General features: G+C 65.0%; 7 protein-coding genes. All 7 read left to right on the forward strand.

Annotated elements, in window-relative coordinates; all coding sequences use genetic code 11:
- The first annotated feature begins 84 nt into the window (after positions 1–84).
- The 7 genes from ACZ0AJ_RS15770 (at position 85) to ACZ0AJ_RS15800 (ending at position 12,882) form a co-directional block, all read left to right on the forward strand.
- Complete coding sequence (locus tag ACZ0AJ_RS15770) at positions 85–2,460, forward strand: M1 family metallopeptidase (RefSeq protein ID WP_499455409.1); 2,376 nt, start codon at positions 85–87, stop codon at positions 2,458–2,460.
- 172 nt (positions 2,461–2,632) lie between these two features.
- Positions 2,633–4,996: a M1 family metallopeptidase gene (locus ACZ0AJ_RS15775; protein WP_499455410.1), complete on the forward strand. Its 2,364-nt coding sequence runs from the start codon at positions 2,633–2,635 to the stop codon at positions 4,994–4,996.
- The gene (locus ACZ0AJ_RS15780; RefSeq protein ID WP_499455412.1) at positions 4,993–5,487 is read left to right on the forward strand and encodes a DUF6702 family protein; all 495 of its coding nucleotides are present in this window, start codon (positions 4,993–4,995) and stop codon (positions 5,485–5,487) included. The genes ACZ0AJ_RS15775 and ACZ0AJ_RS15780 overlap by 4 nt, the downstream gene beginning before the upstream one ends.
- Before the next feature lie 20 nt (positions 5,488–5,507).
- Positions 5,508–7,535 carry a TonB-dependent receptor gene (locus tag ACZ0AJ_RS15785; protein ID WP_499455567.1) on the forward strand — a complete coding sequence of 676 codons (2,028 nt, stop codon included), beginning with the start codon at positions 5,508–5,510 and terminating at the stop codon, positions 7,533–7,535.
- 39 nt (positions 7,536–7,574) lie between these two features.
- A complete protein-coding gene (locus ACZ0AJ_RS15790; protein WP_499455416.1) occupies positions 7,575–8,312 on the forward strand; it encodes a 2OG-Fe dioxygenase family protein in 738 nt (245 codons plus the stop codon).
- Positions 8,313–8,599: 287 nt separating this feature from the next.
- Positions 8,600–9,766, forward strand: coding sequence for an efflux RND transporter periplasmic adaptor subunit (locus ACZ0AJ_RS15795; protein ID WP_499455417.1), 1,167 nt, complete (start codon positions 8,600–8,602; stop codon positions 9,764–9,766).
- Positions 9,763–12,882 (forward strand): efflux RND transporter permease subunit, encoded by a 3,120-nt coding sequence (locus ACZ0AJ_RS15800; protein ID WP_499455419.1) that lies wholly within the window; start codon positions 9,763–9,765, stop codon positions 12,880–12,882. The genes ACZ0AJ_RS15795 and ACZ0AJ_RS15800 overlap by 4 nt, the downstream gene beginning before the upstream one ends.
- Positions 12,883–12,886: the final 4 nt, after the last annotated feature.

Consider the following 12,886-nt stretch of genomic DNA (forward strand, 5'->3'; position numbering starts at 1 on the left):
GGATTTTTACAAATACGTTAAGCAATTGAGGAATATCAACGATAGAATTCCTGTCATATTTCCAACAACAAATCCAGGGGAATCATGTTTCGTTTGCCAATCGGCGTAGCAGCTCTATGCCTCGCAGCATCATCGTTTGCCGCAGCACCGTTCGACGACAAGTTCCGCCAGCTCGATGAGCTGCTGCCGACCCCAGGCACGATCCGCACCGCCTCCGGCGCCCCGGGCCACGCCTACTGGCAGCAACGCGCCGATTACACGATCCGCACCACGCTCGATGAAGCCAAACGCGCGCTCTCCGGCGCCGGCACGGTCACCTACCACAACAATTCCCCGGATACCCTCAAATACCTGTGGGTGCAGCTCGACCAGAACATCTACAAGACCGATTCGGATGCACGCCAGAGCGCCATCCTGCCGTCGCGCGATGCCTGGGCCAACGGTACCCAGACCACCGGCCTGAAATACGATGCCCTGCGCACCGTGCTCGACGGGCGCACCTTCCCCGGCGGCTTCGACATCCTGGCGGTCAAGGATGCGGGCGGGCGCCCGCTGCCGTACACCATCAACAAGACGATGATGCGGATCGACCTGCCGCAGCCGCTCAAACCGGGCGCGAAGGTGACGTTCGGTATCGACTGGCGCTACAACATCAATGAGCAGAAGGTGCTCGGCGGGCGCGCCGGCTACGAAACCTTCGACGACAAGAACGACCTGTTCGAAGTCGCCCAGTGGTTCCCGCGCATGGCGGCCTACTACGACGTGTATGGCTGGCAGCACAAGCAGTTCCTGGGCTCGGGCGAATTCACGCTGGAGTTTGGCGACTACGACGTGCGCATCACGGTGCCGGGCGACCACATCGTCGCTTCCACCGGCGAGCTGCAAAATCCGGGCGAGGTGTTGACGGCCGCCCAGCGCGATCGCCTGCAACAGGCGAAGACGGCGAAAAAGCCCGTCATCATCGTGACCCAGGCCGAAGCCGAAGCGGCCGAGAAGGTCCGCAGCACGGCGATGAAAACCTGGCACTTCAAGGCCAAGAACGTGCGCGACTTCGCGTTCGCGTCGAGCCGCAAGTTCATCTGGGATGCGCAAGCGGTCAAGAGCGGCAAGCAGGACGTGCTGGCGATGTCGTACTACCCGAAGGAAGGCAATCCGCTGTGGGAGAAGTACTCGACCCAGGCGATCATCCACACCATCGAGCAGTACAACAAGTACTCGTTCGACTACCCGTACCCGACCGCGATCTCGGTCAACGGTCCGGTGGGCGGCATGGAATACCCGATGATTTCGTTTAACGGTCCGCGTCCGAGCAAGGACAAGAAGACCGGCGAACTGACGTACTCGCAGCGCACCAAGTATGGCCTGATCGGCGTGATCATCCACGAAGTCGGCCACAACTACTTCCCGATGATCGTCAATTCGGACGAGCGCCAGTGGACCTGGATGGACGAAGGCCTGAACTCGTTCGTGCAGTTCCTGGCGCAGGAAGCCTGGGAAGCCAACTGGCCGGGCGGCCGCGGCGACCCGCGCGCCATCACCACCTACATGAAAAGCACGAATCAGGTGCCGATCATGACGAACTCGGAATCGGTTCTGCAGTTCGGTAACAACGCGTATGCCAAGCCGGCCACCGCGCTGAACGTGCTGCGCGAGACGGTGCTGGGCCGCGAGCTGTTCGACTTCGCGTTCAAGGAATACGCCGAGCGCTGGAAGTTCAAGCGCCCGACGCCGGCCGACTTCTTCCGCACGATGGAAGACGCATCGGGCACGGACCTCGACTGGTTCTGGCGCGGCTGGTTCTACACCACCGACGCGGTGGACGTGAGCGTCGACGGCATCACCGAATACACGGTGTCGTCCAAGGATCCGGAAGTCGAGAAAGCCATGGCGCGCGCACGCCGCGCCGCCGAGCCGGTCTCGATCACGGACCAGCGCAACAAGGGCATGCCGCGCCGCGTCGATGCGCACCCGGAACTGAAGGACTTCTACAACGAGAACGACGAGTTCACCGTCACCAACAAGGACCGCAACAAGTTCGCGGAAACGACGGCCGATCTGGAAGACTGGGAAAAAGCGCTGCTCAAGGAAGGCAAGCACCTGACGCTGGTCGATTTCTCGAACGTGGGCGGCCTGGTCACGCCACTGATCGTGGAACTGACGCTGAAGAACGGCCAGAAAACCATCGAGCGTATCCCGGCCGAAGTGTGGCGCTATTCGCCGACGAAGATCACGAAGCTGTTCGTCACCGATGAACCGATCGTCGGCCTGACGCAGGATCCGAACTGGGAAACGGCCGACGTCGACGTCAGCAACAATAGCTGGCCACGCAAGGCGACGCCGTCGCGTCTCGAACTGTTCAAGACCGAACGCGATCCGAACAACCTGATGCGCGACTTCAATTCGAAGCTCAAGACGAAGGATGCAAAAGATGCGGAAGACGCAGCAACGCCTGCGCAGTGACGTCCATGCGTCATTAAGTTAGCACCAGATCCGTCGTTCCCGCCCTCGCCGGGCGCCTTGGCGGGAACCCAAGTTTGCCAGCGTTTCGACAACGCGAACACCTTGGGTTCCCGCCTCCGCGGGAACGACGTTTTTACGCTGTCGCAGAAAATATTTGTCAGGCTCCACGACCATGAACATCCCCCACCTGCACGCGGCCTTCGCGACCCTCACCCTCGGCGTTGCGATGACCGCCAGCGCGGCCGGCCCGGCCTTCGACGACAAGTTCCGCCAGCTGGACGAGCTGCTGCCGACGCCCGGCGTCACGCGCAACGCGGCCGGCGCACCGGGCCACGCCTACTGGCAGCAGCGCGCCGACTACAAGCTGCGCGTGACGCTCGATGAAGCCAGTCGCGCGATCAGCGGCGCTGGCACGGTCACGTACCACAACAACTCGCCCGACACGCTGTCGTACCTGTGGGTGCAGCTGGACCAGAACATGTTCCGCAGCGACTCGGACAACCGCAAGATCACGACGCTGCCATCGCGCAGCGCGTGGCAGGCCAGGGGCAACGATGGCGTGAAGTTCGACGCGCTGCGCTTCACGCTGGAGGCAGGCAAGTTCGCCGGCGGCATCGACATTCAGAGCGTGACCGGCAGCGATGGCCGCGCGCTGGCGCACACGATCAACAAGACGATGATGCGGATCGACCTGCCGCAGCCATTGAAACCAGGTGCAAAGGTGTCGTTCAACGTGGCCTGGCGCTTCAACATCCCCGAGATGAACGTGCTGGGCCGCCGCATGGGCTTCGAGCGCTTCAAGGATGGCAACGACATCTACGAAATCGCGCAGTGGTTCCCGCGCATGGCCGCCTACTACGACGCGGCCGGCTGGCAGAACGCGCAATACCTGGGCGACGGCGAATTCACGCTGGAATTTGGCGACTACGATGTAGCGATCACGGTGCCGTCTGACCACATCGTGGCCGCCACGGGCGAATTGCAGAACGCGGGCGAGGTCTTGAGCAGCGCCCAGCGCGAGCGCCTGCAGCAGGCGAAAACCGCGGGCAAGCCGGTGATGATCGTGTCGCAGGCCGAAGCGCAGGCGACCGAAAAGGGCCGCGCCACCAACAACCGTACCTGGCGCTTCAACGCCAAGAACGTGCGCGACTTCGCGTTCGCGTCGAGCCGCAAGTTCATCTGGGATGCGCAGGGCATCAAGAGCGGCAAGCAGGACGTGATGGCGATGTCGTACTACCCGGCCGAAGCCAATCCGCTGTGGGAAAAATACTCGACGCCGGCCGTGATCCACACGATCGAGCAGTACAACAAGTACTCGTTCGACTACCCGTATCCGGTGGCGATCTCGGTCAACGGGCCGGTGGGCGGCATGGAATACCCGATGCTGTCGTTTAACGGCCGCCGCCCCGTCAAGGACGCCAAGACGGGCGAGCTGACCTACTCGCAGGCCGCCAAGTATGGCCTGATCAGCGTGATCATCCACGAGGTGGGCCACAACTACTTCCCGATGATCGTCAATTCGGACGAGCGCCAGTGGACCTGGATGGACGAAGGGATGAACAGCTTCCTGCAGTTTTTGGCCGAACAGGCGTGGGAAGAGAACTACCCGGCGCGCCGTGGCGAGCCGCGCGACATCGTCGACTATATGCGCAGCACGAACCAGGCGCCGATCATGACGAATGCCGAGTCGACGCTGCAGCGCGGCGCCAACGCCTACGCCAAGCCGGCCACCGCATTCAACATCCTGCGCGAGACGGTGCTGGGGCGCGAACTGTTCGACTTCGCCTTCAAGGAATACGCCGAGCGCTGGAAGTTCAAGCGCCCCACCCCGGCCGACTTCTTCCGCACGATGGAAGACGCCTCGGGCACGGACCTCGACTGGTTCTGGCGCGGCTGGTTCTACACGACCGACGCGGTGGACATCAGCGTCGATGGCATCAGCGAGTACACGGTGTCGTCGAAAGACCCTGAAATCGAAAAAGCCTGGCAGCGCGCGCGCCGCGCCGCCGAGCCGGTGTCGGTGACCGACCAGCGCAACCAGGGAATGCCACGCCGCGTCGATGCGCATCCCGAGCTGAAGGACTTCTACAACGAACACGACGAATTCACCGTCACCAACAAGGACCGCAACAAGTTTGCCGAAACGACAGCCGACCTGGAAGACTGGGAAAAGGCACTGCTCAAGGAAGGCAAGCACCTGACGCTGGTCGACTTTTCCAATCGCGGTGGCCTCGTGATGCCGCTGATTGTGGAGCTGACCTTCAAGAGCGGCAAAAAAACGATCGAGCGCATTCCGGCCGAAGTGTGGCGCTATTCGCCCAAGAAGATCACGAAGCTGTTCGTCACCGATGAACCGATCGTCGGCCTGACGCAGGACCCGTACTGGGAAACGGCTGACATCGATGTCAGCAACAATAGCTGGCCACGCAAGGCGACGCCGTCGCGCTTGGAGCTGTTCAAGACCGAGCGCGATCCGAACAACCTGATGCGCGACGCGGCAACACCGCTCAAGGCTGCACCGAAGGCGGCCCAATGAGGCTGCACGGATTGAAGTCGGTGCTGCTGGCGCTGCTACTGTGCGCCAGCGCTGCGGCCAGCGCGCACCGCTTCCACTTCGGCATGACCGACATCTCGTACAACGCGCGTACCGAGAGCACGGAAATCGTCCACACCTACACGGCGCACGATATCGACGCGCTGCTGCTCAATCTGTACGGGCGCCAGTTCGACCTGAGCGACGTGGAAGACCAGGCGGTGCTGCGCACCTACGTCGAGCGCCACTTCTGGCTCGCCGACAAGGACGGCAAGAAGCTGCCCGTTACCTGGATCGGCATGACGGCCGATGCGCAAAGCGTCGTGATCTACCAGGAGCTGGCCGCCACGCCGCTGTCGGCAGCGGCCGTGATCCGCCAGGGGATGCTGGTCGACTTCCTGGCCGAACAGGTCAACACCGTGAACCTCAACGAAGGCGGCGCCGTGCGTTCGCTGACCTTCCTGCGCCAGACGCTCGAACAGCCTGCGCGCTGAACCCTTACTCTGAAATTGCCATGCTGCTTCGCCCCATCCCCTGCGTGCTCGCCGCGCTGTTCGTCTCATCCACCACCCACGCCGATGATTTCCAGCTCCAGCGTGTGCTGGTCGAAGGCGCCCGCGCCAGCCAGCTTGGCATCGCCGATTCGGCCGGCGCCGGCAGCGCCGGTGCGAAGGACCTGGCCGGGCGCATCGCGTACCGGCCGGGCGAGCTGCTCGAAGTCACGCCTGGCCTGATCGCCAGTCAGCACAGTGGCGAAGGCAAGGCCAACCAGTTCTACCTGCGCGGCTTCAATCTCGATCACGGCACCGACCTGGCCACCTGGGTCGACGGCATGCCCGTCAACCAGCGCAGCCACGCGCACGGCCAGGGCTGGACTGACCTGAATTTTCTGATTCCCGAACTGGTGGGCCGGCTCGATTACCGCAAGGGCCCGTATTCGGCGCGTGAAGGCGATTTCTCGTCGGCCGGTGTGGCGTCGCTCAGCTATGCCAATCGGCTGGTGAAAAGCATCGCGTCCGCGACGGTCGGCCAGGACGGCTACGCCCGCACGATGCTGGCCGGTTCGCCCGAGGTTGCCGGCGGCAGCCTGCTGTACGCGCTGGAGCTGATGAAGAACGACGGCCCATGGACGCGCCCCGATGGCTACCGCAAGGTCAACGCCGTGCTGCGCTACAGCCAGGGCTACGCCAACAATGGCTGGAACGTCACCGCGATGAGCTACAGCGGCCACTGGAATTCGACGGACCAGATTCCGCTGCGGGCCGTCGAGGATGGCCGCATCGGGCGCTACGATCTCATCGATGACAGCGATGGCGGGCAAGCGCGCCGCCAGAGCATCTCGGGCATCTGGCGCAGCACGGACACCGATTCGGCCTCGAAAGTCAGTGCCTACGTGATCCGCAACGAGCTCGAACTGTTCTCGAACTTCACCTACTTCTTGAACGATCCGGTCAATGGCGACCAGTTCGCCCAGCCCGACCGGCGCGTGACGAGCGGCGTGGATGCCAATCACACCTGGCACATGCACCGCAGCGACACGCTGTCGTCCGACCTGACCGTGGGCGCGCAGCTCCAGAACGACAATATCTATAACGGGCTGTACGACACCCGCAAGCGCGCGCGGATTGCCACCACGCGCGAAGACCACATCGTCGAGACGAGCGGCGCGGTGTTCGTCGAGAATGCCACGCGCTGGAGCGATGCACTGCGCACGGTCGTCGGTGTACGCGCAAATAACTACCGCTTCCGCGTCGATGGCGACCGGCCTGAAAACGCCGGCAAGGCGCACGACACGCTGGTGACGCCGACGCTGAACATCGCCTACGGCCCGTGGGCCTCGACCGAGCTGTATGCCAACTACGGCCACGGCTTTCACAGCAACGACGCGCGCGGCACCGTTTCCACGGTCGATCCGAAAACACTCGATGCGGTGGATCGCACGCCAGGCCTCGTGCGTTCGCGCGGCGTGGAGTTTGGCCTGCGCACCGAGGCGATTCCGAAGATGCAGATGTCGCTGGCCGTGTACCGCCTCGACTTCGATTCCGAGCTGACCTATATCGGCGACGCCGGCAACACCGAGGCGGGCGATCCGAGCCGCCGCTACGGCATCGAGTTTTCGAATTACTACCGGCCCTACAAATGGCTGTCGGTCGATGTCGACGCCGCCTGGGCCCGCGCCCGCTCGCTGGGCAACCGGATCCCGGGCGCCATCGAAGGCGTTGCGCAACTGGGCGTGACGGTCGACCGCAGCGGCCCGTGGTCGGGTTCCCTGCGCCTGCGCTGGTTCGGCCCGCGTCCGCTCATCGAGGACGACAGCGTGCGCTCGAAGGCAAGCGTGACGCTCAACGGGCGCGTGGGTTACCAGCTGGCGAAGGACCTGCAGCTGGAGCTCGAAGCGTTCAACCTGACGAATCGGCGCGCCTCGGCGATCGATTACTTCTACGAGTCGCAACTGGCGGGCGAAACGGCGCCCGTGGCGGACGTGCACTTTCACCCGATTGAACCGCGCTCGCTGCGCCTGACGCTGGTCAAGACCTGGTGAAGTCTGGCCGGGCGGCAATGAAAGTGCTAGGCTAGCGGGATGACCACTCCGCCCCTGCCCTATCTCGATCCGTCGCACCTGACGGCCACACTGCGCGACACCGGCTATGCCCTGCTGCGCCCTGACGATGTTGCGCTGCTGGCCGGCTGCAGCCTGCCGGACCTCGCCACGCTGGTGCCGAGCTGGGACCGGCTCGAACTCGACGACTACCTGAAGGATGGCGGGCGCTATCGGCGCCGTCGCCACTCGTGCTTCATCGACGACGGCGCCAGCCTGGTGCAGACCCCGCACCGCGCGCACTGGCAGCCCGTCGAATACAACGCGCTGCACGGCGGCATGCACCGCCTGTTCGCGCCGATGGAGACGGCCACGGTCGCCAACCCGGCGTGGGAACGCCTGCTGCGCGCGCTCGGCGCGGCCTGTTCGGCGGTGACGCCAGTACAGCCATGGTTCGTCGAAGCGCACCAGTTCAGGATCGACACGGCGGACGGCATCGGCCGCCCGACACCCGAAGGCGCGCACCGTGATGGCGTGAACTTCGTGGCCGTGATCATGATTGGCCGCCATGGCATCAAGGGCGGCGAGACGCGCGTGTTCGACGCCGATGGCCCCGCCGGCCAGCGCTTCACGATGACCGAGCCCTGGACGCTGCTGTTGCTCGACGACGCCGCCGTGATCCACGAATCGACGCCGATTCAGCCGCTGGGTGAGCATGGTTACCGCGATACGCTGGTGCTGACATGGCGCGCCGGGTCGTTCCAGGGCGAAAACGCTTGAACAGAGCAAAAAAAACGCCCGCAGAACCTGTTGGTTGGCGGGCGGCAAATCCAATTTTCGGAGAAAACTGGAGGAGACAGTTCCAATATATCTCTTTTTATTGTGCAGTGCAATACGGCAGATCTACTGTTGTAAATTTGTAGAATGCCCTGCCAAACCACACATTTTTCCGCACTGCACTATTTGTAATGACACCCGTGCAGCCCTGCCGGGGGCGTCACATTTGCTACACTCAGTTGCTTGCCGGAGCGCCGGATTGCCGCAGCGCCCGCCCTCACTCGGACACCATGAAAACCATTCGACATCCACGTGCCCTTGCCATCGCCTTCGGGGCTGCGTCGCTGTGCGCCGTCATTGCGCTGACCACGATCAACCGCGCCGACGCCAAGGAAGAAAAGGCCGCGCCACGCCCTGCCCTGAGCGTCACCACCACCCGTCCCGCCACCGCCAGCCTGCCGATCAGCCTGACCGCCAATGGCAGCATCGCCGCCTGGCAGGACGCCGTCATCGGGAGCGAGTCGAACGGATTGCGCCTGAACGAAGTGCGCGTCAATGTCGGCGACGTGGTCAGGAGGGGCCAGGTGCTGGCCGTGTTTGCGGATGAAACCGTGCGCGCCGATATCGAGGGCGCGCGCGCCGCGCTGCTCGAAGCGAAGGCCAATGCCCTGGAATCCAAGGCGAATGCCGACCGCGCGCGCGCACTGGAAAGCTCCGGGGCTCTGAGCGCCCAGCAGGTCACGCAATACGTGACGGGTGAGCAGACTGGCGCCGCGCGCGTCCAGTCGGCCCAGGCCACGCTCACCCAGCAGCAGCTGCGCCTGAAGTACACGCAGGTGACGGCGCCCGACAGCGGCGTGATTTCGGCGCGCAGCGCCACCGTCGGCGCCGTCGTCGGCGTGGGCACCGAACTGTTTCGCATGATCCGCCAGGGTCGCCTCGAATGGCGCGCCGAAGTAACGGCGCAAGACCTCGGGCGCATCAAGGCGGGCACGCGCGCGATCGTGCGCGGCGCCAGCGGCCTCGAAGTCACCGGCAAGGTGCGCGTCGTGGCGCCGTCGGTCGATCCGCAGACCCGGCTTGCGCTGGTCTATGTCGACCTGCCGCCAGCGCTGTCGGGCGATATGCCGCTCAAGGCCGGCATGTTCGCCAGCGGCCGGTTCGAGCTGGGCACGTCGAATGCCCTGACCGTACCGCAGCAGTCGATCGCGGTGCGCGACGGCTTCAGTTATGTGTACCGCCTGAATGCGGACAGCCGCGTGAGCCAACTGAAGGTCACCACGGGTCGCCGCCTGGGCGACCGGGTCGAGATCGTCGGCGGCCTGGCGGCCGATGCGCCCATTGTCGTCACCGGCGCCGGGTTCCTCAATGACGGCGACCTGGTACGCAATATCGCCGCGCCCGCAACTGCGCCGGCAACCGCGCCGGCAGCAGCACCGACAAAGGCTGCACGATGAATTTCTCCGCCCTGTCGATCCGCAATCCGATCCCGGCGATCATGCTGTTCGTCCTGCTCACCGTGGCGGGACTGATGGCCTTCAACGCCAGCAAGGTGCAGGACTTCCCGGACATCGAACTGCCGATCGTCACCGTCACCGCCGTCCTGGACGGCGCCGCGCCGGCGCAGCTGGAAACGGAAGTCGCGCGCAAGATCGAGGACTCGGTCGCCACGCTGCAGGGCATCAAGAACATCTACACGCGCGTGCTCGACGGCGTGGCCACCGTCACGGTCGAATTCATCCTCGAGCGCGATTCGGCCGAAGCCGTCAACGACGTGCGCGACGCGGTCTCGCGCGTGCGCGCCGACATGCCGGCCGAACTGCGCGAACCGACCGTGACCAAGGCCGCCACCGCCGGGCGCGTCGTCTCGACCTTCACGATCGCCGCGGCCGAAGGCTCGGGCCTGGACGACCAGGACCTGAGCTGGTTCGTCGACAACGACGTCGCCAAGCGCATGCTGGGCGTGCCGGGCCTCGGTGAAATCCGGCGCGTGGGCGGCGTCACGCGCGAGATGCGCGTGGAGCTCGATGACCAGAAGATGGCGGCGCTGCGCGTCTCGGCGCTCGACATCTCGCGCCAGCTGCGCAATGTGCAGCGCGAAGCGCCGGGCGGCCGGGGCGACGTCAGTGGCGTCGAGCAATCGGTGCGCACGCTGGCCACCGTCGGCACCGCGCAGGCGCTGGCCGCGATGGAGATCCCGCTGCCGGACGGACGCCACGTGCGCTTGGACCAGGTCGCGCGCGTGCTCGACACCGTGGAAGAACCACGCGCGCTGGCCGAGCAGGATGGCCGCCGCGTGGTCGCCTTCGAAGTGTTCCGCACACGCGGGGCTGGCGAGATCGATGTCGCCAACGGTGCGCGCGCCGCGATGGAGCAGCTCAAGAAAGAAAACCCGAAGCTGATCGTCAATGAAGTGATCGACAACTCGGTGTCGGTCGACGAAAACTTCGACGCCTCGATGCACATGCTGTACGAAGGCGCGCTGCTGGCGGTGCTGGTCGTGTGGTGGTTCCTGCGCGACTGGCGCGCCACATTGATCGCTGCGGCTGCCCTGCCGCTGTCAGTGATTCCGGCCTTCCTGGGCCAGTACCTGTTTGGCTACACGCTCAATATGGTTACGCTGCTGTCGCTTGCCCTCGTGATCGGCGTGCTGGTCGACGATGCGATCGTCGAGATCGAAAACATCTCGCGCCACCTCCACATGGGCAAGTCGCCGATGCAGGCCTCGCTCGAAGCGGCCGACGAAATCGGGATGGCGGTCATCGCCACCACGTTCGCGCTCGTCGCGGTGTTTTTGCCGACCGCCTTCATGGGCGGCATCCCCGGCAAATTCTTCAAGCAGTTCGGCTGGACCGCCGTGCTGGCGATCCTGGCGTCGCTCTTGGTGGCGCGCCTGCTCACGCCGATGATGTGCGCGTACCTGCTCAAGGCGCCGAAGAACGCCGGCGTGGCCGGTCACGAGCCGCAAGACAGCGCGATCATGCGGCGCTACCTGGCCGTGATGCAGTGGTGCCTGCGCCGCCGTGGCCTGACGATGCTGGGCGCGGCCGTGTTCTTCGCGGGCTCGCTGGCGCTGGTGCCGCTGCTGCCGACCGGCTTCATGCCGCCGGCCGACCGCTCGCAGACCCAGGTCAACGTCGAACTGGCGCCGGGCGCCACGCTGGCCCAGACCCGCGCCGTGGCCGAACAGGTGCGCCTGGAACTGATGAAGGTCGAGGGCGTGACAAGCATCTTCAGTTCGATCGGTGGCGGTTCGAGCGGCGACGCGTTCTCGCCCGGCGCCGCTGCCGAAGCACGGCGCGCGGTGCTGACGGTGAAAACAGTGGACCGGAGTGACCGCGACGTGAAGCTGGGTGTCATCGAAAACACGATCCGTGACCGCGTGGCCGCCATTCCCGGCGCGCGCTTCACGGTCGGCATTCCCGACGCCGGCACCAAGATGCAGCTGGTGCTGCGCAGCGAAGACGCCAATGCGCTGAGCACCGCGGCGCGCCAGGCCGAGCGTGAATTGCGCGGCCTGCCCGGCATCGGCAACGTCAGTTCGAGCGCCTCGCTGGTGCGCCCCGAAATCATCGTGCGTCCCGACTTTGCACGCGCGGCTGACCAGGGCGTGACGGCGGCGGCCATTGGCGAGACGGTGCGCGTGGCCACCGCCGGCGACTATGAACAGTCGCTGGCCAAGATGAACCTGGACGAGCGCCAGGTGCCGATCCGCGTGAAGCTGCCGGACGCCGTGCGGGCCGACCTGGCGGCGATCGGGCGCCTGACGGTGCCCGGCAAGAACGGACCGGTGCTGCTCTCGACCGTGGCCGACATCACGATGGAAAGCGGCCCGGCGCAGATCAATCGCCTGAACCGCACCCGTAACGTCACGCTCGACGTCGAGCTCTCGGGCCGCTCGCTTGGCGAAGTCAATGCCGAGGCGCGCGCGCTGCCAGCGTTCCAGTCGCTGCCGTCGTCGGTGACGATCGCCGAACTGGGCGACGCCCAGGAAATGCAGGCGCTGTTTGCCAGCTTCGGCCTGGCGATGCTGATCGGCGTGCTGTGCATCTACGGCGTGCTGGTGCTGCTGTTCTCGGACTTCATGCAGCCGGTGACGATTCTGGCTGCCCTGCCGCTGTCGATCGGCGGCGCCTTCGTGGCGCTGCTCGTCACCAGCAATGCGCTGTCGATGCCGACGATGATCGGCCTGATCATGCTGATGGGGATCGTGACCAAGAACTCGATCCTGCTGGTCGATTACGCGATCCTGGCGCGCGAGGCGGGCATGAACCGCTTCGACGCGCTGGTCGACGCCTGCCACAAGCGCAGCCGGCCGATCGTGATGACCACCATCGCGATGGGCGCCGGCATGCTGCCGCTGGCGCTGGGCTTCTCGGGTGACCCGAGCTTCCGCTCGCCGATGGCGGTGGCCGTGATCGGTGGCCTGATCACATCGACGTTACTGAGCCTGCTGGTGGTGCCGGCGGTGTTCACGTATGTCGACGACTTTGAAAACTGGCTCAAGCGCACCGGGCGCAAGATGCGGCGCCAGCCGGGGCGGGCCGTCGAGGTGGACAACACCCCGGCCTGAGCGC

This window comes from Telluria sp. AC161, from assembly GCF_979258535.1.